Raw genomic sequence first — 26,542 nt, forward strand, 5'->3', positions numbered from 1 at the left:
GTCGTCCGCACGATGTCCTCCGTTCTTTCGGTGTCGGTCGGCAGTTAAGACCGGGCAGCCGGTCCTGATGTGACACCGCAGGTGGAGCGTGAGGCGACCGTCGCGGAGGCGGCGGCGTCTAGCGTCCGCGGGAGCGTGCGAACGCGCCGAGCTTGGCCGGGTTGACGATCCACATGACGTGGTGGATGCCCTGCGGCGAGGCCTCGATGGTGAGCAGGGTGACGTCGGTGCGGTTGCGCGGCACGAGCACGCCGGCGCGGCCGTTCACCTCGACCCACCGCATCGTGGCGCCGGGCCAGAAGCGCGGCGCGTACGCGGCGAGGAACTTCGTCACGCGCTCGATGCCCAGCAGGGGGAAGCGTGCCGCCCCCCGGACGCCGCCGCCGTCGGAGGAGCTGACCACGTCGGTGGCGAGGAGGTCTTCGAGGGTGGCGATGTTCCCCGTCTGGGCGGCGTCGATGAAGGCCGACAGCAGGCGCCTGTGCTCGATCTTGTCGATGGGCTCGTGGCGTTCGGCGGTCAGCCGCTTGCGGGCGCGGCTGACGAGCTGGCGGGCGTTGACCGGGCTGAGCTGGAGGATGTCCGCGATCTGCTGGTAGGGGTAGACGAACGCCTCGCGCAGCACGTACGCGGCCCGCTCGGTCGGTGTGAGCCTTTCGAGCAGCAGCAGGAAGGCGAGTTCGAGCGCCTCGCCCCGTTCGGCGCCCAGCGTGGGGTCCATGCTGGTGTCGACGGGTTCGGGCAGCCAGGGCCCGACGTAGGCCTCGCGCCGCGAACGGGCGGACTGGGCGACGTTGATGGCCAGGCGGGTGGTGACCAGCGCCAGGAAGGCCGAGGGGTTCTCGACGGTCGAGCGGTCGGTGTTCTGCCAGCGCAACCAGACTTCCTGAAGGATGTCCTCGGCCTCCATCACGCTGCCCAGCATCCGGTAGGCGATGCCGAACAGGCGCGGGCGCAGTTCGACGAAGGCGGAGGCGGCCTGTTCGAGGGCGTTCGCCTGTTCCAGGGGTTTGGCATGCATGGTTACCGGTGCCTTCGCTGCATCTGCGTCAACATTGTCCACCTCGATTCCTGGTCGGCCGGCGGCTGCTGAGCGCCGGCCGACGATCCGTCACGCGCCAGGGTGAGCTCCCTTCAGCCCCGCCCGTGGGCGACGGCGTCGACGATGACGGGCTGCTCCGCGGTGCTCATGGGTGTGCCTTTCCGGTGTTGGGTGTTTGTCCGGTGGGCTCCGGGCGATGGCCGCCGGACGGTGGTGGGTCCTCGCGGAAGCCGATCTCCCGGTGGGTGCCGTCGCACAGCGGTTTGTTGCCGGAATGGCCGCAGCGGCACAGCGTCATCCGGTTGCGGGTCTCCAGCGGCAGGCCGTCCGAGCGCAGGACCGGCACCTTGCCGGTCACCCACAGGGCGCTGGCCAGCCCGTCCTCTTCCTCCAGGACGGAGACGGCCTGCGGGAGGTCGGCCTCGATGCTCTCGCCGCCGCGTCCGAGGGCGTAGCTGTAGGAGCCGGAGGGGCAGTGGTCGATGCGGCCCATGATGTCGGAGCGCACGTCGCTGTCGTCGGTGTCGGCGAGCATCGCGGCGATCGGCCGGGTGCGGCCGATGCAGAAGGCGGCGTGGATGCACAGCTCCCCCACCCGCTGCGCCGAGATGCCCACCCCGTCGTGCACGTGCTGCAGCTCCTTGTACGGCTGGACGCCGGCGTTCTCGGTGCCGTCGAACCCGATCACGGCGTGGGTCCCGTCGCAGAACGGCTTGGAGGCCGAGTGGCCGCAGCGGCACAGCGCGTAGGTGTCCTCGGTCTCCAGCGCCTGGCCGGTCTTCCAGGTCAGCGCGTTCTTCTCGGCGGAGACGATCTTGCGTTTGCGTCTGAGCGGGACGCCGCCGTACACGAGGTACGGGCCGTTGGGCAGCACGACGATCCGCTGCCGGTCGCCGACGCTCCACCGGCGCTGCTCGGGGGCCACGTATTCGAAGGTGGGGCCGGCCGTGGCGCCGTCCTCCTCGGGCATCCGCATCAGGGCCTGGGCCTGGCCCTTGAGCCCGTACATGGTGCCGGTGGCGACCCCCAGCAGCCGAGGGCTGCCGTTGAAGGCCCGCTCCAGCAGGTGCAGGACCGCGCAGTAGGTGTGGTTGAACTCCTCCTGCGCGGTCCTGATCGCGCTGCCCGCAGGGTGGTCGGACAGGCGCGGATTGTGGCGCATCGGGCGTACGCCTGCCAGGTCCACCCAGATCTTCTCGCCGGTGGGACCGGACCGCGGGGTGTCGCCCCGCTGATACCGCCGGCCGAGCTTGAGCTCCTGGAACCGGTAGTAGTGCCCGACTTCTTCGCGTTCGGGGTGGAAGACGTCCTGGTCGCCGTCCCAGACCCCGCCGCGGGCGGTGCCCTCGCCCTGCTCGACGATCTCCTCCAGCGCCGCCAGCGCCGAAGCCAGGTCGACGACCTGGACCAGGCGCCCGGCGGTGTGCCGGAAGTGATCGGCGTTCACCTGGCGGGCCGGATCGCCGCTGAACACCGCCTGCTCGCCGAACCGCTCGCACAGCCGGCGCAGCCCGTCCTCGACGGCGGCGTAGAACTGGCCGATCGTCTCGTAGGCGTCGCCCTCCGCGGGCGCGCCGGGCGGCGCCGGCCGCTCCAGGCGCAGGAACATGTCGAGGGCCTGCGGCCCGAAGGGAACCAGCGACAACTCCAGCGAGCGGTCGCCGTGCGGCAGCGGCCGGGGATGCGGCGGCAGCAGCTCCGGCGTGTCCAGCCGCGGCCGGCCGCCGACGGCGTTGAGCAGGTTCGCCGCCAGCGCCAGGTGCAGCATCTCCTCGACGAAGACGCTGCCCACCACCTCGACGGCCTCGGGGTTGCGCTCCGGGTCGAGGGAGTACAGCGCGCACAGGTACGGCGGCAAGGTCGCGTGTTCCAGCTCGATCGCCCACTGCAGATGCTCGCGCAGGCTGTCGAGGGTGTCGATCCGTGCCGTCGAGCCGGGCGCGGCAGGCACCAGCAGTTCTCCGTGTGTCATGAATGTCGTGCCTCAGCTGTTGGAAACGGTCGGAAACGGGGGGATCGGCTGCGGGTCACGCGCCGTGATCGCCGGGCCGGTGCCCCTCTTCCAGCACCTCGACCGCGTCCAGCAGGCCCCGCAGGCCGATCTCCTCGCGCTCGGCCTCCGTCGGGTCGAACAGCCACTCGGTGATCGGCAGTTCGGCGACCTCCTGCGGATGGCTCGACTCGACCAGGGTCACCTCCGCCTCCACCTCGACCTGGAGCTCGTACAGGAATTCGTTGTCACCGTCGGGGGCGCTCATCGTTCCTCCATGGGGGTGTGAATGGGTGTGCGGCCGGGCGGCCGACCGCGTGGATCAGCCGTACGGCGATCTGGCCGGAGGCGAACAGGCGGGTGAAGCGCTCGCCCTGGTGAGCCGCCAGCGCGTAGGCGGGCTCGGCCCGGTGGCGGGTCGCGACGACCGCGGCGACCTGCTCGGCCCGGCGCGACCATGACCGTGGCGCCTGGCTCAGCCGGCCGATCTCCTCGACGACGTCGAATCCGGCGCCGGTGAGCAGCGCGCGCAGTTCGCGCCGGGTGGGAAAGTGGTTGCCGTCCGGGATCGGAAGAAGCTGCGGGCCCCGGGCGACGACCACCAGCAGCCCCAGGGAGGCGCCGGGTTTCAGCACCCGGTGGATCTCGCCGAGCATCGCGGCCTTGTCCCGCACGGTGCACAGCACTCCCAGGCACCAGGCGGCGTCGGCCGAGCCCGTTCGCAGCGGGATCCGCCGCCCGTCGGCCTCGATGACCGGCAGCCCGAACAGCCGGACGGCGGCCCGGCAGGCGGCCGGCATCGGCTCCACCAGGATCGGCCGTACGCCGAACCGCTCCGCGGCCCAGGCGGAGGGACCGCCGGCTCCGGCGCCCACGTCCAGCAGCCTGACGCCGGGCGCCAGCTCGCACGCCTCGGCCAGCCAGGCCAGGGCGGCCGGGCTCGCGCTGCCACGGCAGGCGGCCGGGATGGCGTGCCGCTCCCCGAGCTGTTCGACGGCGTCGGCGGTCCAGCCGGCGACGTCATCGAACTCGGCGACCATCGCCAAAGCGGTCAAAACAGCCCTCCTGTCGTTTCCGTCGTCGTGGTGGTGAATGCGGTCGTCTGCGCTCAGGCCGGGCGTGCCACGCGGCGGTCCTTGCGCCGGGCCAGCTCTTCCTCCTCCACCAGGACGAGCATGGGCTTGCCGGGCTCGCACAGCATGGTGACGGTGAAGCGGAGCGGGACGTTGTCGCGGTGGTTGCCGTCCTGGTAGTGGATGACGTCCCCGCCCGGCTCCCAGAACGCCTCGCCGGCGCGTACGACCCGGGGTGCCTCGCCCTCCAGCTCCAGCAGCATCTCGCCCTCCAGCACATAGCCGAAGGCGGGCCCGGGGTGGCGGTGCGGCGGGGTGCCCGGGTCGCCGGGCGGGTACTCGATCACCACCGTGGTCACGTGCGCCCCCGCCGGGATGAACGGCGGCTGGGCCTCCTGCACCACGGTCAGCGCCGTCTGCCAGGCCGATGACCTTCTGGCTGCGGCGCGAGCGGCGGCGGGGTCGGTGACGGGATCGTGTTCGGGCATGGCCGTGCCTTTCGTGATCTCCGGCTGGGCGGCTACCTGGCCGCGTTCTGCGCGAGCCAGTCGCGGTAGCCGATCGTGCCGAGCCTGGCGTCGTCGCCGGGCACGAGCGTGCGCTCCCCCGGCACGCTGCCGAAGTAGGTCGCCTGCGGGTCGCTGACCACCGTGCGCGAATCGCCCCAGGCGGCCAGCGCGTCGCGGAAGAACTCGTCCATCCGGGACCGCTCGGGCCCGCCCACCTCGACCCGGCCGTTCAGCGGCGCGCCGACCGCCACCCGCCCGACCGCCTCGGCGACGTCCTCGCCCGCCATGGGCTGGAACAGCACGGGCGCGATGCGCACGGTGCCGCCGTCGGTGGCGTCGTCGGCGATACCGCGCACGAACTCGAAGAACTGCGTGGCGTGCACCAGCGAGAACGGGATCCCCGACTTCTCGATCAGCTGCTCCTGGGCGATCTTCGCCGCGAAGTACCCGTTGTCCGGCATCCGCTCGGTGCCCACCACCGACAGCGCGACGTGATGGCCGACCCCCGCCTTGGCCTCCGCGGCCAGCAGGTTACGCGTGGAGGTCTCGAAGAACTCCATCACCGCGGCCCGCTCGAACGACGGCGAGTTCGACACGTCCACCACGACCTGCGCGCCCGTCAGCACCTCGGCCAGGCCCTCGCCGGTGAGGGTGTTCACGCCGGATTTCGGCGAGGCCGCCACCGCCTCGTGGCCGTGCTCGCCCAGCTTCGCCACCAGCTTCGACCCGATCAGGCCGGTCCCACCGATCACCACAACTTTCACGACATATCCCCCTTTTTCCTGTCCGCCGGCGTGCTCGGTTGCCAGCCGGTCGCCAGCTAAGACAGGGCAGCCTCCGCGCTTGTGACAGACACGGCGAAATTTCTTTTTCCAGGCTGCGGGTGACATCGTCGGCAACGATCAAGATGTGCCCCCGGAACGGCGTCGGCGTCGCGCTCGCGGCCAGGCCGGGACGGCGCGAAGACCTCGTCACGACCCCGTGGGCCGCCGGACCTGGATGATCGCCACCGGGCAGGTGGCGTGGTGCAGCACGGCCTGGCTGACCGAGCCGTGCATCAGGGCGCTCAGCTCGTGGCGGTGGTGGGAGCCGACGACGAGCAGGGACGCCTGGGACGCGGCCCGCGTCAACGCCTTGCCGGGGCGGCCGGCCAGGGATTCCTGGACGATCGAGACCCCGGGGTAACGCTCCTGCCACCGGGCCAGGACCTCCTCGGGCAGGCCCGCCTGCGATCCCTTCGCGCCGACGTGCGCCAGCATCAGGGTGCCCGCCGTACGGGCGGCGTGCGCGAACGCGAAGTCCAGCAGCGCCTCGCTCTCACCCGGCCCGCTCTCACCAGGGTCGGCGATGGCGGCCACGACGGGCCCGCCTGTCGTGACGGGCCCGCGTACCACGACGACGGGGCAGGCGGCCTCGGCCCCGAGCCGGGCGCCCACCGACCCCAGGAGCAGGCCGCCCACCTCGCCGAGCCCGCGGCTGCCCACGACGACCAGCTCCGCCCGGTGAGAGTGGCGCAGCAGCGCCGCGACGGGCTCGCTTTCCGGCATCGCGGCGCTCACCTCGACGCCGGGAGCCAGCGCCCGCGCGCGCTCCACGGCGGCGGCCAGCACGCGTTCGGCGGCGTGGCGCAGGCCGCCTTCGGGAGGTCCTCCGGGCGCCGGCCCGAGAGGTGCCCCCAGGAGGGGCCAGATGAAGGCGTGCAGGACGTGCAGCGGGCGCCGGCGGCGTTCGGCCTCGCCCGCGGCCCACTCCACGGCGCGCAGTCCTTCCTCGGAGTCGTCCACGCCCACGACCACAGGGCTCATCCTTGCCGTCCTTTCAGGGAAGAGGCGGGCCGTCGCGCCGCCAGGGGTGTCGTCGGACCACATCGCCGCAGTGCCCCTACTCGACGAGCTTTCCGGCGGTGGAGACCTCGCGCATGAGCGCCGCGATCTCGGCCGGGATCGGCGCGATGGGCTCCCGCTCCACCGATCCGGGACCGGACCACACGAAGTTGACCTGCAGCGCCGGGTCGAGATCGGGATAGTCGGAACGGTTGTGGCAGCCGCGGGTCTCGCGACGCTCAAGCGCCGTCTCCACCGTCGCCCGGGCGGCCAGCGCCGCGGACTTCAGGTCGAAGGCGTGGGCCAGGTCCTGGAAACCGGCGATGTCCGGATGCACGCCGACCTCGGCCATGCGCGCCTGCACCGCGTCGAGCTCGGCCAGGCCCTTGCGCAGGCCGCTCTCGTCGCGCACCACGCCGGCATGCTCGGTCATGAGGTCGCGCAGGGCCCGCTGCAGCGCGCGCACGTTCTCGGGGCCGTCGGCCGCCAGCAGCTCGTCCACCTCCGCCCGCGCCTCCCCCAGCGCCTCGGCCGAGCGGCGCTGGGCCTCCAGGCCCGCCGAATGCTCGGCCGCCGCCTGACCGACGATGCGGCCGAAGACGAGCAGCTCGATGAGCGAGTTGCCGCCCAGGCGGTTGGCGCCGTGCAGGCCGCTGGCCGCCTCCCCGATCGCGTACAGGCCCTCGACACCCGTGCCGTGGTCATCGGGCCGCACCCAGACGCCGCCCATCGAGTAGTGCGCGGTCGGCGCGATCTCGATCGGCTTCTGGGTGATGTCGAGCATCTGCAGCTCCAGCAGCGTCTGGTAGACGCGCGGCAACCGCTTCATGATCGTCTCGCGGGGCAGGTGCGACACATCCAGCCAGACGCCGCCGTCCGGGGTCCCCCGGCCTTCCTTGATCTCGGTGTAGGCGGCCAGCGCGACGCGGTCGCGGGTGGACAGCTCCATCCGCTCCGGGTCGTAGCGGGACATGAAGCGTTCGCCGAGCCGGTTGCGCAAGATCCCGCCCTCGCCCCGGGCCGCCTCGGAGACCAGGGTGCCGGCCGCGTTCTCGGGAGAGATGAGACCGGAGGGGTGGAACTGCACCAGTTCGGGGTCGCGGATGCGGCAACCGGCCAGGACGGCCAGGCGGAAGGAGTCGCCGGTGTTCTCGTCCCGGCGGGAGGAGGTACGCCGCCAGATCCGGGTGTGGCCGCCGGCGGCCAGGATCACCGCGTCGGCATGGATGACGTAACGGGTGCCGTCGGTCAGGTCGAACCCGTACGCGCCGAAGACCGCGTTGTCGCGAACGAGGAGGCGCGTGATGTAGACGCTGTCGAGGATGGGGACCTGGAGCTGCGCCGCGCGATTGATCAGGGTGCGCTGGATCTCCAGCCCGGTGTAGTCGCCGGCGAAGGCGGTTCGCCGGTAGGCGTGGGCGCCGAAGAAACGCTGCGAGATGCGGCCGTCCTGCTCTCGGGCGAACGGCATGCCCCAGCGTTCGAGGTCCTCGATGCCCCGCGCCGCCCCCTGGGTGACGATCCGCACCGTCTCGGGGTTGGCGAGCAGGTAGCTCTCTTTGAGGGTGTCGGCCGCGTGCTGCTGCCAGGTGTCCTCGGCATCCATCGTGGCCAGCGCCGCGTTGATGCCGCCGGCCGCGAGCGAGGTGTGCGCGTCCGCCTTCGGCCGTTTGCCCACCGCCAGGACGCCGACCCCGCGCTCGGCGAGCTCGATGGCGGCCCGCAGCCCGGCGCCTCCGGTGCCGATGACCAGGACGGACGTGGCGATCCGATGCTCTGGCCGATGCTCTGGCCGGTTGTCTGGCGCGTGCATGATGCTCCTTTGACCGCATTGAGGAAAAGCCGTTACAGGAGCAAGACCGGATAGCGGCCCGATTTGTGACATCCATGGCAGGGCAGGCCGGCGGCCCCTGCGCGAGGCCGGGGATCGCAGGCCCGCCCGCCTCACGGCTCCTGCCGGGAAATCTTCCTGGCCTGTACCTCGCCACCGGCCTGCCCCCGCTGGTCAAGGGGTAGCTGGGAAACCTGCCGGAGCGGGGGCGATGCCAGTGGCCGAACCTGGATCAGGAGGTCCGGGCGATCTCGAACAGGCGGTGGCGGTGTTCACCGGCGTCCGGCCACGCCTGTTCGGGATCGCCTACCGGATGCTGGGCAGCACCGCCGAAGCCGAGGACCTGGTGCAGGACGTGTGGCTGCGCTGGCAGGCCTACGACCGCGCCACGGTGGACAGCCCGGCCCGGTTCCTGGCGACGGTGACCACCCGGCTGGCGATCAACGCCACCAAGTGCGCACGCGTCCGCCGCGAGACCTGCGCCGGCCCGGGGCTGCCCGAACCCGTCGACCCCGGCGCGGACCCCTACCTGGGCGCCGAGCGCGGCGAGGCCCTGGAACTGGCCGTGCTGCTGCTCCTGGAGCGGCTCTCGCCCGCCGAGCGGGCGGCATACGTGCTGCGGGAGGCGTTCGACTACCCCTACCGGCAGATCGCCGGCATCGTCCGGCTCAGCGAGGCGGCTGTCCGTCAGCTGGTCAGCAGGGCCCGCAAACGCGTGCTCGTCGAACGCCGCACCCCCGCGACCAGGGCAGAACAGCGCCGGCTGCTGGCGGCTTTCGTCGTCGCCGCCCGTCTGGGTGACATGGCCGCGCTGGAGGAGCTGTTCGCCGCGGACGTGACCGGCCACTGCGACGACGGCGTCCGCACCCCTGCGGCGGGCGCGTCGCCGGCGGCGACGTACGTCAAGGCGTTCGCGCGCCGGCTCTGGACCGGAGCCGAGGTGTGCCGGACGCCTGCGAACGGCCGGACCGCCACGCTGCTCACGGCGCCGGACCCGTTACCGGGTCGCCGCTTTCACGACTCGCCGGAGCCGGCGACCTGCGGACTCTGGCGACGCGCTCCACCACGGCCCAGGGCGCTGACGTGCGTCGCGGCCCCGTACACCTCGCCCGGGTCCAGTCTGGGGCACCGCGATGCGGTTCGTGAAGAAGATCGGGAGCCGTGAGGCCCGCGCATCACAGCATGCACCGTGCCGGGCCACAGCCGGGAACGGCCCGCGCCGTGCCTATGCGGGCAGCACCCGGTGACCGGCGTCCACCGGGATGCGCGCGCCCGTCACCGCGCCGAACCCGCCGTCCACGAGCGAGCCGATCACGGCGGCCACGTCCTCGGGTTCGAGCATGCGGCCGAGGACGGAGCGCCGCGCCAGCCCCCGCTCCACCTCGGGGGTGCGCATCGCCGCGGTCCCCTCGGTACGCACCGCGCCGGGCGCCACGACGTTGACCGCCGTCCCCCCGGGGCCCGCCTCCATGGCGACGTGCCGGGCGAAGGCGTCCAGCGCGGCCTTCGCGCTGGCGTGCGCGATCGCCCCGGGACGGGTCAGGCCGGCGCTGAGGCTGGAGACGTACACGATCCGGCCGCCGCGCCCCTGCTCGCCCATGAGGGCCAGGACCCGGCGCGTGACGTGGTAGACGGCGGCGAGCTCGCCGGTGACCTTGCCGGCGAACTCCTCCCAGGACATCCCCGCCAGCGGGCCGAACGGCGGGCTGATGTTGGCGTTGCAGACCAGCACGTCCAGCCGGGGGCAGCCATCCAGGAGCGCCGCGACCTCGGCCGGATCGCGGACGTCCGCCCGCACGGCCCGCCCCGTGCCCCCGGCGGCCTCGATCCGCTTGACCACCGACGCGGCCGCCGCCGCGTCGGTGCGGTAGTTGACGATCACGTGGTAGCCGCGGCCGCCCAGTTCCACTGCCGTCGCCGCGCCGATGCCGCGGCCCGCGCCGGTGATGAGTGCGATCGGTTCCATGCCGCCGACCATAGAAGGCAGGGCTTTCCATTGGTAAGGGCATACCTGTTGGTAAGCTCCGCACCGGCAGGTCGGCGCTCAGGTCGCGGAAGGGCGGCGGGACGGATGGGTGACGCGTTTCACAGGGACTGCCCGGCGCGCATGGTGCTCGACCACGTCGCCGGCCGGTGGGCGGTGCTCGTGCTGACCGCCCTTCGGGACGGCCCGCTGCGCTTCCACGAGCTCCGTAAGAAGATCGAGGGCGTCAGCGAGAAGATGTTGTCCCAGACCCTGCGCACCCTCGTGCGTGACGGCTTCGTCCGCCGGACGGTCACACCGTCCACGCCGCCGCAGGTCAGCTATGCCCTGACCGGGCTCGGCGAAGGGGTCACCGAGTCGCTGCGATCACTGTTCGACTGGGTGCGCGACCACGCGGGCGACATCCTGGCCGCCCAGAACTCCTACGACCGGGAGCTCCCGGCGGCCGGCGGGGGCTAACGTCGCGGCGTCCCGGCCCGATAACGCACCAGCGGCCCTTGCCGACCAGCCGCGCCCGGGAGAGCGCTCATGAGCGACGATGTACGCGTCACGATCGAAGCGGTCCCCCGCGCGGGCTTGACCGCCCAGCAGCTGCGCCAGGCCGTCGCCGAGCACCCGGACGCGCTGGCCGCGCTCGAGGTCGCCGACCCCGACAGGCTCGCCGTGGCCTTCGCGCCCGGCCTCGGCCACGACCCCGGCGAGAACGCCCCGTTCCAGGCCACCGTGTTCGACCCGGTCGGCAACCGCGCCGTCGAGCTGCGCGGCACCCTCGACCGGCCCGAACGCGCCGAGCTGCGCCCCAGCGCCCACCGGCCGCCGCCCAGCCGCGCGGAGCTGGCGGCCGCCGCCGAGATCCTGCGCGCCGACGCGAGCTTCCCGGCCGGCCAGGACGTGGTCGTCTACCGGCCCATGCCGCCGCTGGCCGACCTGGAGAACCCCGACGGCACCACCGTGCGCCGCCCCACCCTCGGCCTCTACACCCCCGGCGAACCCACCGGGCTGCGCCACCGCATCGTCGCCGTCGACCTGGTCAACCGCGCCGTCGACTGGGCCCCGTCCGGGATCAACGTCCGCATGCACCACGACTGCGAGCACACCGTCCCCGAGGGCGTCGACGCGCTGACCGACCACGGCGGCCCCGACCAGGTCCGGGTACGCGTGCACCGCGGCGACACCGAGCTGTGGAACCTGCTGGTGGTGCGCCCGCGCGCCTCGGCCCCGCAGAACCCCGGCGTGGGCGGCGGCGTCGAGCTGCGCGACGTGCGCTACCGCGGCCGGCTCGTGCTGCGCCAGGCCCACGTGCCCGTCCTGAACGTCGAGTACGAGGAGGGCACGACCTTCCGCGACGACGCCAGTTTCGAGACCCGCTTCAACGCGGCCGGCACGGACCCCGTCGGCTGGGGGTGGCGGCTGTGCGACAGCCCGCCCCGTACCATCCTGGAACGCCCCTCGACCGACGCCGGCAACTTCCAGGGCGTGGCCTTCCACCACGACGGCGAGGAGCTGCGGATCGTCAGCGAGCTGGCCGCCGGCTGGTACCGCTACGCCAGCGACTGGCGCCTGGCCGACAACGGCGACATCAGCCCCCGCTTCGGGTTCGCCGCCACCGCCAACCCGATGACGTGCATGGTGCACCGCCACCACGCCTACTGGCGGCTCGACTTCGACATCGAGGGCGCCGGCAACGACGTGGTCGAGCAGGTCGACGACACCGGCTCGATCATCCCCGAACCCGTGCCGATCATCCGCGAGACCTCCCGCAAACGCCGCCACCCCGCCCTGTACTGGCAGGTACGCGACAAGTCCTCGGGCCGCGGCTACCAGATCCACCCCGGCGAGTTCGACGGGACCGCCGACGCCTACGGCATATCGGACCTGTGGTTCCTGCGCCACCACCCCCGCGAGCTCGACGACGGCAACCCCGGCCCGCGCGACCGCGCCGCGATCAACCGCTTCCTCAACGGCGAGAGCCTGGACGGCACCAACGTCGTGGTCTGGTACGCCGGCCACTACTACCACGACCAGGCCCACCCGCAGCCGCACCAGGGCGAGCTGATAGGCCCGCGGCTGGTGCTCGTCTAACGGCTAATGTTGTCGCTCATGAGCCAGGTGGGACACGCGACGGCGCGCGCTCTGCTGCGCAGACTGGCCGTCGAACAGGCCGAATGCAGAGTGCCGTCGCTGGCGGCGGCGATCGTGCGCGACGGCAGAGCGGCGTGGTTCGGCGGGCGCGGCCGGGTGGACGGCGCACCGCCGACCCCGGCCACCCAGTACCGGATCGGCTCGATCACCAAGAGCATGGTCGCCGTCGTGGTCATGCGGCTGCGCGACGAGGGCGCGCTGCGGCTGTCGGACCCGCTGCAGGAGCACCTGCCGGGCACCCCGCTGGGCCACCTGACCATCGCCCAGCTGCTGTCGCACACCGCCGGCCTGACCGCCGAGCCGCCCACCGACTGGTGGGAGCGCACCCCCGGCCTGCCGGTCGCCGACCTGCTGGAGCGCCTCGGCCCCGAGGAGCTCAAGCACCGGCCGGGGCGCCGCTTCCACTACTCCAACGTCGGCTTCGCCCTGCTGGGCGAGCTGGTGGCCAGGCTGCGCGGCACCACCTGGTTCAAGGCGCTGCAGTCGGAGGTACTCGACCCGCTCGGCATGAACGACACCACCGCCCGGCCGCGCGCCCCCCACGCCACCGGCTACGCCGTCCACCCCTACGCCGACGTGGTGCTGGCCGAGCCGGAGCACGACGCCGAGGCGATGGGGCCGGCCGGGCAGCTGTGGTCCACGCCGCACGACCTGGCCCGATGGGCGGCGTTCCTCGGCGGCGACACCGCGGCGGTGCTGTGCGGCGACACGCTGGCCGAGATGCGCGAGCCGGTCGGGGTGGACGACGGGGACTCCTGGACCGTCGGGTTCGGGCTGGGCCTGCAGCTGTCCCGCCCCGGCGGCCGGCGCCTGGCGGGGCACACCGGGTCGATGCCGGGGTTCGTGGCCGCGGTGTGGGCCGACCCCGCCGACGGAGTGGGAGTGCTGTCCATGGCCAACACCACCTCGGGGGCGAGCGGCTCGCTGCTGACCGACCTGCTGGACATCCTGGAGGAGTACGAGCCGCGCCTGCCGGACGAATGGCAGCCGGTCGCCGCCGACCCCGGCCTGCTGGCGCTGACCGGGCTGTGGCATTGGGGGCCCAAGCCGTACACGCTGCGGCTGCTGCCCGAGCGCGCCCTGTCGCTGGAGCCGGTCACGGGCGGCGGGCGGGCCTCGCGGTTCGTGCCGCAGGCCGACGGGACGTGGCTCGGGCTGGACGGCTACTACGCCGGGGAGACGCTGCGGGTGGCCGCCGACCACCTCGACCTCAACACGTTCATCTTCACCCGCACGCCCTACGACCCGCAGGCGCCGGTGCCGGGCGGGGCCGGCGACTGGCACGCCTGAGAGCCCGCCGCCCGCGCGGAATGGCAGCGCGGAATGGCAGCGCGGTCGTGTGCGCCCGTCGATCGAGGATGCCGGGCGCGGACTCCTGGCTTCAGCCATGGGGTGAGCCGGGTGCGGGAGTGCCCGCCAGGGCGCGAGCGTGCATTGACGGGAACAGGCTGCGGCAGTGCACCGCGCGCGGGTATGGTGGGTCGCGGTCGAACGCGTGAGTGATAACCAAGCTCGTGAGGGAGGCCAGGGCATGATCTACTCGCCGCCGGGAGGGCGGAGCCCGCGTCGCCCAGAACGGGATCGCGGGTTGGGGCGTGGAAACCCGCGGAAGCGGGGCTGGAAGGTGAATCGCCAAGCAACAGCGTCGCGACCATGCGTGTAGCCGCACGGTCGGGACGGCTGGAATCCCCCGGATTCATCCGTGGGGAGCGCTTCAAGACGTACGTGTACGCGGGCGCCGCCGTCCACGTCCCGGCACCGCCGGAGCAGGTGTTCGCGCTGATCACCGACTGGCGGCGGCACCGGGAGTGGATGTTCATGACCGACGCCCGCCAGGTCGGCGAACACGCCGTCGAGGCCTACACCGGAGTGCGGCCGTTCGGATTCCTCGACACCATGACGATCACGACCTGGCAGCCCCCGTCCCTGGTGCGGGTCACCCACACGGGCCGGCTCGTCCGCGGCCACGGCGCCATCCGGATCCAGGCCCAGGACGGCGGCAGCCGCGTCATCTGGGCCGAGCGCCTGCGACCGCCGTTCGGACCGCTGGGCCGGGCCCTGTGGCCGTTCGCCCGCCCGGTCGCCGCCGCCCTCCTGCGCCACTCGTTGCGCAACCTGTCCGGCCTGCTGAACCCGCGAACCTAGGCAGCCGGTCAGCCCACGCGCACCGCCTGGCGGGCCACCGCGGCGGCGAAGGCCGAGATCACCGGGTGCGGGCGCCGCCCGTCCCCGTGCAGCTCCGGCTGGAACAACGTGGCCAGGAAGAACGGGTGACCCGGCAGCTCGGCCACCCGCACCGCCCCGTCGTCGGCGTGCCCGGAGAACACCAGCCCGTGCCCGGTCAGCGCCCGGGTGTAGGTCTCGTTCAGGCCGTAGGAGCAGATGTAGGACTCCATCGTGGCGGGCACGCCCATGATCTGCTCCATCAGCGTGCCGGGCGTGATCCGCACCCGCCCCTCGTGCCCGGCCAGCGAGCACGCCATCGGCGTCAGCAGGAAGTCACGCGCGTCCGGCTCGTTCTCGGCGTGCGCCACGTCCAGCCCGCACACGTGCCGCGCGAACTCCAGCAGCATGTGCTGGAACCCGGCGCACGTGCCCAGGAACGGGATCCGGTGCTCCCGGGCCACCCGCGCCGCCTCCACCGCGCCCGCCTCGTCCCGGTACGGGCTGCCAGGCACAACCCAGATGCCGTCGAAACGCTCCAGACCGGACACGTCGGTGGTGGAGATCCAGTACGGGTCGAGCGCGATGCCGTCCCGCTCCCGCAACGTCTCGACGACCAGCGGAATCCGGACATGCGAACGAACACTGGGAGACCGATCCCCCACGAGGGCGATTTTCATGCCCTCATCCTGACCGCCACCCCGGGTTAAGCGCCAACGATGATTCCTGGACCTGCTATAAGCATCACTGATGGACCCTCATTTGCTGACCACGTTCGTGACCGTCGCCAGGCACAGCTCCTTCTCCGCGGCCGCCACCGAGCTCGGCTACACCCAGTCGGCCGTCTCCCAGCAGATCGCCGCGCTGGAGACCGACCTCGGCCTGCCGCTGCTGCTACGCCGCCCGGTCGAGCCCACCGAGGCCGGCCGGCGGCTGCTGGAGCACGCCGGGCCGCTGCTGCTGCGCCTGCGCGCGGCCCGCGCCGACGTGCTGCGCGCCGCCGCCCGGCCCGGGCACCGGCTGCGGCTGGCCGCCACCCCGCTGGCCGTCAACCCCGTCGTGGCCGCCCGGCTGGCGCGGGCGCGCGCCGAGAACGCCCGCCTGGAGGTGAGCCTGCACACCTGCGGGCGCGACCAGGTCGTCGCGATGATCGCCGAGGGGCGGGCCGAGCTGGGCCTGGCCGACGGCCTGGCCGCCCCTTCCGACCCGCTGCGCCTGCCGGACGCCGGGCCGATGACGACCATCGGGGTGAGCGAGGAGGAGCTGGTCGTGGCCCTGCCCGCCGGCCATCCCCTGGCCGGGCGGGCGGCGCTGAGGCTGGCCGACCTGGTGGACGCGCGCTGGCTGCAGACCCCGCTGTGCCCCCTGGCCCGGCTGCGCGACCTGGTGGGCGACGGGTTCCCGGTGGGGCTGGACTACCACGGGGACAACGTGCACACCGTGCTCAACCTGGTGGCCGCCGACCACGGCCTGACCCTCCTGCCCGCCTCCGCCCTGCCCGGGGCCGCGCCGGCCGCCTCTGCCCTGCCCGCCTCCGGCCTGCCTGGAGATGCGGCGGCCGTGTGCGGGGTGCCGCTGGCGGCGCCCCGGCTGGTGCACCGCGTCGAGCTGCTGCACGGCGCCCTTCCTCCAGGCCCGGCGGCCGACCTGGCCGCCGTCCTGTCGGGGTGACAGCGATCTGTGCGCCACCGTCAGCGGCCTGGACGTCGTCCGCCACGCCTCCCGCGTGCGCCGCCTGCTCGACCTGCGCGGCGCGGACGCCAAGGCCAGGGCCGCCCGGCTGCTGGAGGAGTTCGGCCTGGCCGTGGCCGCCTACCGCCGCCGCGCCTGACGGCTCACGCGCTGACCAGCGCCGCCGGGTCGCGTTCCGGGGGGCCGGCGGGCCACCACTCGCCCTCCACCCGGGTGAAGGGGTACCAGCGGCCGTCGCGGCCGTAACGCAGCTGCAGGGGGCCGAGGGTCCAGCGGTTGCGCCAGGACTCCACCGCCGGCGGGTGCTCGCCCTCCCACCCGGCCGCCAGCAGGGCCTGTGCCCTGGCCAGGTCCTGGCGGGGCGGCGTCCAGGCGTGCTCCAGCACCTCCAGGCCGTCCGCGCCGCCGTACCGCCACGCCCGCACGGCCGCCTCCAGCCCGAGGTCCAGGTCGTGCTCGGCGGCCAGGCGCACCCGGTCCTGGTATTCCGACAGCTCCGGCAGCCGCCCGTGGAGCAGCAGCCGGCGCGCCCGCCAGGCGGCCGAGGCGGTCAGCACCGCCAGGGCGGCCACGTCAACGCCCGGCGCCGGGTCCAGCACGGGCGGGGCGAAGGCGGCGTCGAGCGGCGGGGGCTCGGGCAGCGCGGGCACGCCCGCCGCGAACGCCTCCACCGCCGCCACCCCCACAGTCACCGCCACAGTCACCGCCACAGTCACGGCTGCGGCCGGCGGCGCCGGGGCCTGGCGCCCGTGCAGGGCCTCCAGCAGCTCCCGCTCACCGCGCCCGCGCATCAGCAGCAGCACGAACGGGTCCGCGTCCAGCAGCCACGACGCCTGGTAGCACAGGGCGGCCGCGTGCTTGCACGGATGGCCCCAGTCCGGGCAGGAGCACTCCGGCTCCAGGTCGCCGACGGCCGGCAGCAGTGGCACGGCGGCGTCCTCGGCGGCCTCTACCAGGTCGTGCGGCATGTCACGGTCGAGCAGGGCCGCGATGTGCCCGCTCTTGGCGGCCACCTGGTCGAGGAAACGTTCCCAGGCGGCGTCGTCGAGCTGCTCGACGCGCACGACGGTGTCGTACTCGCTCTCGGTCACGGCGGCGATGCGGCCGGGGCTGACGGTGATGGGGCCGACCTGGCCGGTCTTGGCGTACGCGCGGCCCTTGCGCAGCAGCACCTGGTCCAGCGAGGTGTCCTCCATGGCCTTGACCCAGGCCCGCCCCCACCAGGAGGTGGCGAAACGGGCGCCGGCGCGCTGGGGAGGGAAGGCGGCGAAGCCGCGGGCGTCGGTCATCTGAGCTCCACGAGGGTGGCGAGTTCGGCGTCGGTCAGCTCGGTCAGGGCGGCCTCGCCGGAGGCCAGCACGGCCTCGGCCAGCGCGCGTTTGGCGCCGAGCATCTCGGCGATGCGGTCCTCGATCGTGCCTTCGGCGATCAGCCGGTGGACCTGGACGGGCCGGGTCTGGCCGATGCGGTAGGCGCGGTCGGTGGCCTGGTCCTCGACGGCGGGGTTCCACCAGCGGTCGTAGTGGATGACGTGGTCGGCGCGGGTGAGGTTCAGGCCGGTGCCGGCGGCCTTCAGCGACAGCAGGAACACCGGGGCCCGGCCGTCCTGGAAGCGTTCGACCATCTCCTCGCGGCGGGCGACCGAGGTGCCGCCGTGCAGGAGCTGGCTGGCCACGCCCCTGGCGGTCAGGTGGCGCTCCAGCAGGCGCGCCATGGTGACGTACTGGGTGAACACCAGCACCGCGCCGTCCTCGGCCACGATGGTGTCGATCAGCTCGTCCAGCAGCTCCAGCTTGCCCGAGCGGCCGGGCAGGCGCGGCGCGGCCTCGTGCAGGTACTGGGCGGGGTGGTTGCAGATCTGCTTGAGCCCCGTCAGCAGCTTGACGATCAGGCCGCGCCTGGCCATGCCGTGGGCGCCGGCGATCTGGGCCATGCTCTCGCGTACGACGGCCTGGTACAGACCGGCCTGTTCGGTGGTGAGCGCGACCGGGCGGTCGGTCTCGGTCTTGGGCGGCAGCTCGGGCGCGATGCCGGGATCGCTCTTGCGGCGCCGCAGCAGGAACGGCCCCACCAGCCGCGACAGGCGCTCGGCCGCCTCGCTGTCGCCCGACTCGACGGGTTTGGCCCACCGCGCCCTGAACCTGCCCAGCGGGCCCAGCAGCCCCGGCGTGGTCCAGTCGAGGACGGCCCACAGCTCCGACAGGTTGTTCTCCACGGGGGTGCCGGTCAGCGCGACGCGGGCCGCGGCCGGGATCTCGCGCAGGGCCTTGGCGGTGCCGGAGGCGGGGTTCTTGACGTGCTGGGCCTCGTCGGCCACCACCAGCCCCCACGGGTGCGCGGCCAGGCGGGCCGCGTCCAGGCGCATGGTGCCGTACGTGGTCAGCGCGAACCCCTCGTCGGGCAGCGTGCGCTGCGCCCCGTGGAAGCGGCGCACCGGCACGCCCGGCGCGAACCTGCCGATCTCCCGCTCCCAGTTGCCCAGCAGCGAGGCCGGGCAGACGACGAGCGTGGGCCCGGCCCCGTCACCGGCCCTATCACCGGCCCCGTCATCAGCCCTGTCATCGGCCCGGTGTCGGTGCAGGTGCAGGGCGATCAGCGTGATCGTCTTGCCCAGGCCCATGTCGTCGGCCAGGCAGCCGCCCAGCCCGAGCGAGGTCATCTGGGCCAGCCAGCGCAGCCCGGCCAGCTGGTAGTCGCGCAAGGTGGCCGCCAGCCCTTCGGGAGGGGCGGCGTCGGCGGGCTCGGCCAGGCGTTCGCGCAGCTCGCGCAGCCAGGCGGTGGGCTCCACGGCGACCTGCTCGCCCTCGACCTCGACCGAGCCGGTCAGCGCGGCGCCCAGCGCCTCGATGCCGGTCAGGGGCTTGAGGTCGCGCTGTCGGGCCTTGCGGGCCAGGTCAGGATCGATGAGGACCCACTGGTCGCGCAGGCGCACCACCGGGCGGTGGGCCTCGGCCAGCCGGTCCATCTCGGCCGCGCTCAGGCGCTCGCCGCCGAGCGCGAGCTGCCAGTTGAAGCCGGCCAGGTGCTGCCCGCCGAGGAACGACGGCAGGTCGGACGGCTTGTCGTCGCGCTCGCCGATGACGGCGCGCGCGCTCAGCCCGCGCACCAGGGCCTTGGGCCAGTGCACCTCGACGCCGACGGCGGCCAGGCGCTCGGCGGCGCCGGCGAGCAGCTGCTCGACATCGCCGTCGGTGAGGGTGAGCTCGTCGGGGACGGCGCTGTCGAGCAGCCGTTCCAGGCGCGGCCAGGTGCGGGCGGCGCGGCGCACGGCCAGCGTGGCCTCGATCCTGGCGCGCGGGCCGAAGCCCTCCTCGCGGCCCTGCCACAGGTCGGCCGCGTCGACGACGAGCGAGGGGTCGGCCAGGCTGTGCAGCTGGACGACCGCGCGGAACTCGGCGGCGGCCAGGTCGTCGGCCTCCAGGCGCAGCGACAGCCGGACGCCCGAGTCGAGGCCGGCCGCGACCTCCTCGGCCCAGGGGCGCAGGTGCGGCACCTTGACGGGCCCGGCGGCGGCGTAGGCGGTGGTGCCGGTGGCCCGTACGGCGCCGGGCGAGCGCGGCATGGCGTCGGCGACGGCGTCGAGGAACGCGCGCACGAGCGGCTCGGCCTCCGGCAGCGACACTTCCGGCAGCGACAGCTCCGCCTTCGGGCCGGGCCGGAGGGGGATCGCGGCGGGCATGGGGATGGCGCGGGCCGCGGCGGGCATGGCGGCGGCCAGCTCGCGTACCCGCTGGATGTCGGCGGCGTCCAGCGGGCCCGCGCGCCAGGAGTCGTGCTCGCCCGCCGACACGCCCGGCAGGATGCGGCCCCGGGTGACCAGCTGGAGCGCCACCAGCGCGGCCGCGCCCCAGAAGCGGGTCGCCGGGTGGGCCCGCGGGTCCATGCGCGCCCTGGCCAGCGCCGCCACCGCCTCTCCGACCGGGACGAGGGTGGCCGCGACCTCGCGCGTGCGCACCGCGCCGTCGTGCTCCTCGGCCACCGTCACGACCGAGGGCCCGTCCGGGTCGAGGAAGGTCACATGACCGGACCTGGGTGGGTCGCCGGGTTGGAAGACTGCCGCGTGCTGGGCCAGATCCGTCGAGAAGCTCACGGCCGTACAGTGTACGGTACGTAGGGGGTGGGGTTTACCGCACCTCGCGGCCAGAAGTCCGCCTCATTCCGGGCATATCCGATCTTCCCTACCCTTGAGCCCATGACTGATTGGCTGGTTGGCCTGATGGAGGCTCTCGGCGCGCCCGGGGCCGGGCTCGCGATCGCGCTGGAGAACCTGTTCCCTCCCCTGCCCAGCGAGGTGATCCTGCCGCTGGCCGGCTTCACCGCGGCCAGGGGCGAGATGGACCTGCTGGACGTGCTGGTGTGCACGACGCTCGGCTCGGTGGCCGGGGCGCTGGCGCTGTACTGGGTGGGGGCGCTGCTGGGCCGCGAGCGCACGCTGGCCATCGCCGCCAAGCTGCCGCTGGTCAAGACGTCCGACATCGAGAAGACCGAGGCGTGGTTCCTCAAGCACGGCCGCAAGACGGTGTTCTTCGGGCGGATGATCCCCATCTTCCGCAGCCTCATCTCCGTGCCGGCGGGCGTCGAGCGGATGCCGATCGTGCCGTTCACCCTGCTGACGGCCACCGGCAGCCTGATCTGGAACACCATCTTCGTGATGGCCGGCTACCTGCTGGGCGACAACTGGTCGCTGGTGGAGGCGTACGTGGGCGTCGGCACCAATGTGGTGATCGCGCTGGTGGTGCTGGCGGTCGTGGTGTTCGTCGGGGTGCGGCTGGCCGAGCGGCGCAAGGGCAGGCATGCGAGTCGCCGCTGAGGGGCTGCGACTGCTGGGCGCGGTGGCGCTGGGCGCCGTCACCGCGCTGGCCGAGCTGGTCTTCCTCCTGCTGACGCTCCCCCTGCTGGGCAACCCGAACGTCGCCGCCGCGGCCCGCCGGCTGGCCCGCCTGGAGGCACGCCGGCTGCGCCTGGACCCCGCCGCCCTCCAGGACGGCAGACCCGTGCCCTACCTGGCCGCCCGCGTCCCGGTCGGGGTGCTGGGCGGGCTGGTGATCACATTGCTCGTGTACGGGGCCGGCGCCGGCGCCCTCCTGCTCACCGCCTGGGCGCGCGGCGAGCGCTTCGACGGGATGGCGCCCTCGCTCGCGCTGGTCGCCTACCTGGCGGTCGCCGGGATCGTCCTGCTGTTCCTGGACCTGTCGGGCGTGGTGGGCGTGCACGCGCTGGAACGGTGGCTGGCGCTGCGCATGCTCGGCCCCGACCCCACCCAGGCCCTCGAACGCAGGATCGCCGAGCTGTCCGAGAGCCGCGCCGGCATCGTGGCCGCCGTGGACTCCGAACGCCGCCGGATCGAGCGCGACCTGCACGACGGCCTGCAGCAGCGCCTGGTGGCGCTGTCGATGCTGGTCGGGCGGGCCAGGCGGGGCCGGGCCGAGCTGCTGGAGCAGGCCCACCGGGAGGCGCAGCAGGCGCTGGCCGAGCTGCGCGAGGTGGCCTGGCGGGTCTATCCCAGCGGCCTGGACACCCTGGGCCTGGGCGAGGCGCTGGCGGGGGTGGCCGAACGGTCGGGCGTCCCGGTCACGGTAGCCTGCGACCTGCGGCGTCGGCCGCCGATGGCGGTGGAGACGGCGGCGTACTTCGTGGTGTGCGAGGCCGTCACCAACGCCGCCAAGCACGCCGGCGCCACGCTCATCACGGTCGAGGTGCACGAGGAGGACGCTGCGGTGCTCGTACGGGTGCGAGACGACGGCGGGGGCGGCGCACAGGCCACGGGCGGCGGCCTGTCGGGGCTGGCCAGGCGGGTGGCGGCGCTGGACGGCGGCTTCGAGGTGCACAGCCCGGCCGGCGGGCCGACCACGATCACGGCGGTGCTGCCGTGCGGGTGATCCTGGCCGAGGACTCCACGCTGCTGCGCGAGGGCCTGGTACGGCTGCTGCTGGAGGAGGGCCACGAGGTGCCGGCCGCGGTCGGCGACGGCGACGCGCTGGTCGCCGCGGTGGCCGAGCACCACCCGGACATCGTGGTCGTGGACGTGCGCATGCCGCCGACCCACACCGACGAGGGCCTGCGGGCGGCGCTGGAGATCAGACGGCACTGGCCCGCGGTGAAGGTGCTGGTGCTGTCGCAGTACGTGGAGAAGAGGTACGCCACCGAGCTGATGAGCGCGGACGTCGAGGGCGTCGGCTACCTGCTCAAGGACCGGGTGGCGCAGGTCGGCGACTTCCTGGACGCGCTGGAGCGGGTGGGCGCGGGCGGGGCGGCCTTCGACCCCGAGGTGGTGCGGCAGCTGCTGGCCCGCACCAGCCAGGTGGACCCGCTGGCCCGGCTGACGGCGCGGGAGCGGGAGGTGCTGGAACGCATGGCGCAGGGGCTGACCAACGCCTCGATCGCCCAGGCGCTGCACGTGTCGCAGAGCGCGGTGGAGAAGCACGTGAACTCGCTGTTCGACAAGCTGCGGCTGTCGCACACGACCGGCTACAGCCGCCGCGTGCTGGCGGTGCTGCACTTCCTGGAGTCCTGACCGGCCGATTTTTCTTGACAACTTTGTTTGTCGGTGGAATGGTGGGGGCATTCCACCGACAAGGAGTCGAACCCGTCATGACGAAGACCGTCGCGGCCAAGCTGCTCATCAAACCGGAATCCCGGGTGTGGCTCTCCGACGCCGCCCACCTGCCGCTCATCGGGCCGCTGCCCGAGGGCGCCGCGCACGTCGAGGACCTCAAGGAGGCGGACGTGGCGCTCGTCTTCGCCGCCGACGCCGCTTCGGTGCGGCAGCTCTTGGACCGCCATCGCGACCAGGTGACCGAGCCGCCCGTGCTGTGGATCGCCTACCCCAAGGGGAACAAGGCCGACATCAACCGCGACACGCTCTGGCCCATCGTGGGCGAGTACGGGCTACGGCCCAACGGGCAGGTGGCGGTGGACGAGGTGTGGTCGGCCCTGCGCTTCCGCGCCCTGAAGGAGGGCGAACCCCCGTTCACGGGCGGCCGCTGAGCAGGGACCGGGTTCAGGGCCGCACGTTCGGTGGCGTGATGCCGGCGCTGTGGACGGCGCTGTAGACGGTGGCGGCCGAGGCCGCCTTGCCGGCCAGGGCCCGGCGGAGCTCGGCCGGGGCCAGGACCTCGGCGTCGGCGCCGAAGGCCAGCAGCACCTCGGCCGCGATCAGGGAGCGGAAGTGCAGCTCCACCCGCACCCGCTCCGGTCGGCCGCCGGGGTCGGAGGGTGGGGGCCCGGCCAGGTCGGCTTGGTGGATGCGCAGGAACTTGCCCAGGACCTCCCGCCGGACGCTGACCGTGACGGGCACCGGAGCGGGGATGTCGTCGATGTGGCGGCGCAGGCTCTCCCATACGCCGGCCAGTTCCAGCCCGTCGCGGCGGCGGACGGGCTCGTCCAGGACGGCGGCCGACAGGGCCCGGTCGGTACGGAAGAGCGCGGGTTCGCCGCGGTGGTCGGCGACCAGGTACCAGACGCCTGCCTTGTTGACCAGGCCGTACGGATCGAGAGTGTAGGAGCGGACGCGGTTGTCGCGGCCGTGCCGGTAGCGCAGGCGCAACCGCCGGTCGTTGAAGACGGCCTGCTGGAGCACGGCCAGGTCGGCGGCGGGATGGGCGGGCCCGCCGCGCCAGCGCACCGGGTCGATGAGGATGCGGCGGCTGGCCAGGTCGGCGTCGGGCCGGTGCGGGGCGGGCAGGGCGGCCATCAGCTTGCGCAGCGCCGAGCCGAGAGCCTGCCCCAGGCCCAGCTCGGCGTGCGCGTGGCCGGACAGCAGCACGAACAGGGCACGGGCCTCGTCGGCGGTCAGGCCGGTGACGTTGGTGCGGTAGCCGGGCATCAGCGCGATGCCGCCATGGGGGCCGCGCACGGTGTAGACGGGCACGCCACTGGCCGACAGCGCCTCGACGTCGCGCATGACAGTGCGGACCGACACCTCCAGGCGCGCGGCCAGATCACCGGCGGGCAACTGCCCGTGAGTCTGCAGCAGCAGCATGATCGACAGCAGGCGCTCGGATCTCATGCCGCCAAAATTACCTCGGTATATGACACTCCCTGACATATACCTCGGTGAAGATGCAGGCAGACGGGCCGCCTACAGGGGGCGGCTCCGAGCGTCCCCGCTTCGGCGGGGGCAGCGCACCGCGAAAGGAACCGTGCTGTGACCGGAACGAACGGGCTCGCCCAGAAGATCGCCGAGGACTTCGTCCGCGCCTGGACCGGCAAGGACGTCGACAAGGCCCTGAGCCTGCTCGCCGACGACGTCGTGTGCCAGGCCCCGACCGGCACGTTCGAGGGGGTGGAAGGCTACCGCCGGTTCCTCGAACCGTTCGCGACCTCGCTCAAAAGCGCCACCGTCATCGACGTCCTGGGCGACGACACGAACGCGGCGACCGTCTACACCACCGACACCCCGTTGCTGAAGGACTTCCGCGGCATCGACTACCTCACCGTCGAGAACGGCAAGATCACGCGCGTGATCAGCGTCTTCGACCTGCTCCCGATGGCCCGGGCCAGGGGTGACCTCCAGCACTGACGCCGGCGGGTCCGCACCCGCAAGCAGCCTCCGCCACGGCTGCGGACCCGCTCGGCCGCGCCGCGGGAACTACTCCCGGCGTCGTAGTCCGGCCGGTCGTTGATCCCGGTGCGGTAGCGGCAGATCACTTCCCCTGAGGGACGCCCCTGAGCAGCGGCTGGACGACGATTACGGTCATGAGAACCCCAGCCGGACACCGCACGGCCGCTGCCGAGGTGTCGCAGCGGCACAACACCGGACTCCCCGCCGCCCCACCCCATCGACGACGCGCTGTCGGCCTTCCGCCAGCACGCGCCGTGCGGCCAGGGGAGTGAGTCGCGTTGAGACGATCAACCAGCGCGAAGCCGGGGCTCACCCTCGCCGCGGTGGCCGTCGTGCAGTTCATGGTGTCGCTGGACCTGTCGGTCGTGAACGTCGCACTCCCGCAGATCGCCGCCGGCCTCGGCTTCAGCGCGGTGGGCCTGACCTGGGTGATCCACGCCTACGCGCTCACCTTCGGCGGGCTGCTCCTGCTGGGCGGCAAGGCCGCCGACCGCTACGGCCGCAGGCGGGTCCTGCTGCTCGGGCTCGGCCTGTTCGGCCTCGCCTCGCTCCTCGGCGGCTTCGCCCAGGCGCCCGGCCACCTGGTCGCCGCCCGCGCCGTACAGGGCATCGGGGCCGCCGCGCTGGCCCCGGCCGCGCTGGCGCTGCTGACCACGACGTTCCCCGCGGGCAAGGCCCGCGTGCGGGCCTTCGGAATCTGGAGCGCGGTGAACGCCGCCGGGGGCGCCCTCGGCGTGCTGATCGGCGGCCTGCTCACCGAGTACGCCGGCTGGCGCTGGGTGATGTTCGTGAACGTGCCCATCACCGTCGGCGCGCTGGCCCTGACCTGGCGGCTGGCCGCCGCCCCGCCCCCGGCCCGCAGCGGCCGCCCGGACGTCCTCGGCGCCGTGCTGGCCACCGCGGGCATGACCCTGCTGGTGTTCGGCATCGTCCGCACCGACCGGTACGCGTGGACCTCGCCGGTCACCGTGACGACCCTGGCGGTCGCCGTCGCGCTGCTGGCCGCGTTCGTGTACGTCGAATGGAGCACCGCCCGCGAGCCGCTGATCCGGCTCGGCCTGTTCGCCAACCGCTCGGTCACCGGCGCGAACGCCTACAACCTCCTGCTCGGCGCGGCCATGGCCTCCTCCTTCTACTTCATGTCCCTCTACCTGCAACGCGTGCTCGGGACCGGACCGGCCCTGACCGGGATCGAGTTCCTGCCGTTCGCCTTCGGCGTGGTCGCCGGATCCGTACTGGCCGTCAGACTCGGCTACCGGCTCGCGCCGCGCACCCTTCTGGTCACCGGCGGGCTGCTGACCGCGACCGGGTTCGCCTGGTTCGGCCTGATCAGCCCGTACGGGACCTTCGCCGCGAACGTCCTGGGCCCCTCGCTCGTCGCCGGCGTCGGCTTCGGGCTCTGCCTCGCGCCGGTCGTCTCCACCGCCACCGTCGGCGTCGCGCCCCACGAGACCGGCACCGCCGCCGGCCTGCTCAACAGCTCACGCCAGATCGGCGCCTCACTGGGGCTGGCCGTCCTCGGCACCGTCGCGCACCACCGCACCGGCCCGGCCGCCACGCCCGAAGCCCTCAACGACGGATACGCGCTCGGACTGACCCTCGGCGCCGTACTCCTGCTCGGCGCCGTACTCGTCGCCCTCACCGTCCTGCGCCGGACCAGCCCGCCGTCACGGGCTGGGCGGACCGACGACCACGACGCGCTCCTCGCCCGGAACTGACCAGGAAGGTTG

General features: G+C 73.4%; 25 protein-coding genes. 12 read left to right on the forward strand and 13 right to left on the reverse strand.

The window, feature by feature from the left end; translation table 11 throughout:
* Positions 1-118: 118 nt before the first annotated feature.
* The 8 genes from ACIBQ1_RS44185 to ACIBQ1_RS44220 form a co-directional block, all read right to left on the reverse strand.
* Positions 119-1,021: an RNA polymerase sigma-70 factor gene (locus ACIBQ1_RS44185; RefSeq protein WP_397286846.1), complete on the reverse strand. Its 903-nt coding sequence runs from the start codon at positions 1,019-1,021 to the stop codon at positions 119-121.
* Positions 1,022-1,187: 166 nt separating this feature from the next.
* Positions 1,188-3,014, reverse strand: coding sequence for a ferritin-like domain-containing protein (locus tag ACIBQ1_RS44190; protein ID WP_397286848.1), 1,827 nt, complete (start codon positions 3,012-3,014; stop codon positions 1,188-1,190).
* A gap of 55 nt (positions 3,015-3,069) precedes the next feature.
* Positions 3,070-3,300: a hypothetical protein gene (locus ACIBQ1_RS44195; RefSeq protein ID WP_397286850.1), complete on the reverse strand. Its 231-nt coding sequence runs from the start codon at positions 3,298-3,300 to the stop codon at positions 3,070-3,072.
* Positions 3,281-4,087, reverse strand: coding sequence for a class I SAM-dependent methyltransferase (locus ACIBQ1_RS44200; protein WP_397286852.1), 807 nt, complete (start codon positions 4,085-4,087; stop codon positions 3,281-3,283). The genes ACIBQ1_RS44195 and ACIBQ1_RS44200 overlap by 20 nt, the downstream gene beginning before the upstream one ends.
* Before the next feature lie 53 nt (positions 4,088-4,140).
* The gene (locus ACIBQ1_RS44205; protein ID WP_397286854.1) at positions 4,141-4,593 is read right to left on the reverse strand and encodes a cupin domain-containing protein; all 453 of its coding nucleotides are present in this window, start codon (positions 4,591-4,593) and stop codon (positions 4,141-4,143) included.
* Positions 4,594-4,625: 32 nt separating this feature from the next.
* Entirely contained in the window at positions 4,626-5,378 is a 753-nt protein-coding gene (locus ACIBQ1_RS44210; protein ID WP_397286856.1) for an SDR family oxidoreductase, read from the reverse strand.
* Between the two features lie 207 nt (positions 5,379-5,585).
* A complete protein-coding gene (locus ACIBQ1_RS44215; protein ID WP_397286858.1) occupies positions 5,586-6,419 on the reverse strand; it encodes a universal stress protein in 834 nt (277 codons plus the stop codon).
* Between the two features lie 76 nt (positions 6,420-6,495).
* The gene (locus ACIBQ1_RS44220) at positions 6,496-8,250 is read right to left on the reverse strand and encodes an L-aspartate oxidase (protein ID WP_397286860.1); all 1,755 of its coding nucleotides are present in this window, start codon (positions 8,248-8,250) and stop codon (positions 6,496-6,498) included.
* Positions 8,251-8,479: 229 nt separating this feature from the next.
* On the opposite strand from ACIBQ1_RS44220, the gene ACIBQ1_RS44225 reads away from it, so the two are divergent.
* On the forward strand, positions 8,480-9,433 hold the full coding sequence (locus tag ACIBQ1_RS44225) for a sigma-70 family RNA polymerase sigma factor (RefSeq protein WP_397286862.1): 954 nt from the start codon (positions 8,480-8,482) through the stop codon (positions 9,431-9,433).
* A 60-nt stretch (positions 9,434-9,493) separates the two neighbouring features.
* On the opposite strand, the gene ACIBQ1_RS44230 is transcribed toward ACIBQ1_RS44225, so the two are convergent.
* A complete protein-coding gene (locus ACIBQ1_RS44230) occupies positions 9,494-10,234 on the reverse strand; it encodes an SDR family oxidoreductase (protein WP_397286864.1) in 741 nt (246 codons plus the stop codon).
* Between the two features lie 105 nt (positions 10,235-10,339).
* On the opposite strand from ACIBQ1_RS44230, the gene ACIBQ1_RS44235 reads away from it, so the two are divergent.
* The 4 genes from ACIBQ1_RS44235 to ACIBQ1_RS44250 all read left to right on the forward strand — a co-directional run bounded on the left by ACIBQ1_RS44235 (position 10,340) and on the right by ACIBQ1_RS44250 (position 14,539).
* Entirely contained in the window at positions 10,340-10,711 is a 372-nt protein-coding gene (locus ACIBQ1_RS44235; RefSeq protein WP_397286866.1) for a winged helix-turn-helix transcriptional regulator, read from the forward strand.
* 69 nt (positions 10,712-10,780) lie between these two features.
* Positions 10,781-12,334: a hypothetical protein gene (locus ACIBQ1_RS44240; RefSeq protein ID WP_397286868.1), complete on the forward strand. Its 1,554-nt coding sequence runs from the start codon at positions 10,781-10,783 to the stop codon at positions 12,332-12,334.
* Between the two features lie 18 nt (positions 12,335-12,352).
* Positions 12,353-13,684, forward strand: coding sequence for a serine hydrolase domain-containing protein (locus ACIBQ1_RS44245; RefSeq protein ID WP_397286870.1), 1,332 nt, complete (start codon positions 12,353-12,355; stop codon positions 13,682-13,684).
* 363 nt (positions 13,685-14,047) lie between these two features.
* The gene (locus tag ACIBQ1_RS44250) at positions 14,048-14,539 is read left to right on the forward strand and encodes an SRPBCC family protein (RefSeq protein ID WP_397286872.1); all 492 of its coding nucleotides are present in this window, start codon (positions 14,048-14,050) and stop codon (positions 14,537-14,539) included.
* An 8-nt stretch (positions 14,540-14,547) separates the two neighbouring features.
* On the opposite strand, the gene ACIBQ1_RS44255 is transcribed toward ACIBQ1_RS44250, so the two are convergent.
* Entirely contained in the window at positions 14,548-15,237 is a 690-nt protein-coding gene (locus tag ACIBQ1_RS44255) for a gamma-glutamyl-gamma-aminobutyrate hydrolase family protein (protein WP_397286874.1), read from the reverse strand.
* Between the two features lie 70 nt (positions 15,238-15,307).
* Here ACIBQ1_RS44255 and ACIBQ1_RS44260 point away from each other — a divergent pair, with 70 nt between their 5' ends.
* Positions 15,308-16,228, forward strand: coding sequence for a LysR family transcriptional regulator (locus tag ACIBQ1_RS44260; RefSeq protein ID WP_397286876.1), 921 nt, complete (start codon positions 15,308-15,310; stop codon positions 16,226-16,228).
* A 164-nt stretch (positions 16,229-16,392) separates the two neighbouring features.
* Here the strand turns inward: ACIBQ1_RS44260 and ACIBQ1_RS44265 are convergent, their stop codons facing one another.
* Together ACIBQ1_RS44265 and ACIBQ1_RS44270 are read right to left on the reverse strand one after the other, a co-directional pair.
* The gene (locus tag ACIBQ1_RS44265; RefSeq protein ID WP_397286878.1) at positions 16,393-17,538 is read right to left on the reverse strand and encodes an SWIM zinc finger family protein; all 1,146 of its coding nucleotides are present in this window, start codon (positions 17,536-17,538) and stop codon (positions 16,393-16,395) included.
* Positions 17,535-20,339, reverse strand: a complete 2,805-nt coding sequence (locus ACIBQ1_RS44270; RefSeq protein WP_397286880.1) for a DEAD/DEAH box helicase — start codon at positions 20,337-20,339, stop codon at positions 17,535-17,537. The genes ACIBQ1_RS44265 and ACIBQ1_RS44270 overlap by 4 nt, the downstream gene beginning before the upstream one ends.
* Positions 20,340-20,441: 102 nt before the next feature.
* Between ACIBQ1_RS44270 and ACIBQ1_RS44275 the strand changes: the two genes are divergently transcribed.
* The 4 genes from ACIBQ1_RS44275 to ACIBQ1_RS44290 all read left to right on the forward strand — a co-directional run bounded on the left by ACIBQ1_RS44275 (position 20,442) and on the right by ACIBQ1_RS44290 (position 23,236).
* The gene (locus tag ACIBQ1_RS44275) at positions 20,442-21,059 is read left to right on the forward strand and encodes a DedA family protein (RefSeq protein WP_397286882.1); all 618 of its coding nucleotides are present in this window, start codon (positions 20,442-20,444) and stop codon (positions 21,057-21,059) included.
* A complete protein-coding gene (locus ACIBQ1_RS44280; protein ID WP_397286884.1) occupies positions 21,043-22,128 on the forward strand; it encodes a sensor histidine kinase in 1,086 nt (361 codons plus the stop codon). The genes ACIBQ1_RS44275 and ACIBQ1_RS44280 overlap by 17 nt, the downstream gene beginning before the upstream one ends.
* Entirely contained in the window at positions 22,119-22,763 is a 645-nt protein-coding gene (locus tag ACIBQ1_RS44285) for a response regulator (protein ID WP_397286886.1), read from the forward strand. Before ACIBQ1_RS44280 ends, ACIBQ1_RS44285 begins: the two co-directional genes overlap by 10 nt.
* Positions 22,764-22,840: 77 nt before the next feature.
* Positions 22,841-23,236 (forward strand): hypothetical protein, encoded by a 396-nt coding sequence (locus tag ACIBQ1_RS44290; protein ID WP_397286888.1) that lies wholly within the window; start codon positions 22,841-22,843, stop codon positions 23,234-23,236.
* Between the two features lie 13 nt (positions 23,237-23,249).
* Here ACIBQ1_RS44290 and ACIBQ1_RS44295 read toward each other — a convergent pair whose 3' ends face one another.
* Complete coding sequence (locus ACIBQ1_RS44295) at positions 23,250-24,257, reverse strand: helix-turn-helix transcriptional regulator (RefSeq protein ID WP_397286890.1); 1,008 nt, start codon at positions 24,255-24,257, stop codon at positions 23,250-23,252.
* Positions 24,258-24,395: 138 nt separating this feature from the next.
* Between ACIBQ1_RS44295 and ACIBQ1_RS44300 the strand changes: the two genes are divergently transcribed.
* Together ACIBQ1_RS44300 and ACIBQ1_RS44305 are read left to right on the forward strand one after the other, a co-directional pair.
* Positions 24,396-24,770 carry a nuclear transport factor 2 family protein gene (locus ACIBQ1_RS44300; protein WP_397286892.1) on the forward strand — a complete coding sequence of 125 codons (375 nt, stop codon included), beginning with the start codon at positions 24,396-24,398 and terminating at the stop codon, positions 24,768-24,770.
* Between the two features lie 320 nt (positions 24,771-25,090).
* Positions 25,091-26,530, forward strand: coding sequence for a DHA2 family efflux MFS transporter permease subunit (locus ACIBQ1_RS44305; RefSeq protein ID WP_397286894.1), 1,440 nt, complete (start codon positions 25,091-25,093; stop codon positions 26,528-26,530).
* Positions 26,531-26,542: the final 12 nt, after the last annotated feature.

The organism is Nonomuraea sp. NPDC050153, from assembly GCF_044460125.1.
Classification (GTDB): domain Bacteria; phylum Actinomycetota; class Actinomycetes; order Streptosporangiales; family Streptosporangiaceae; genus Nonomuraea.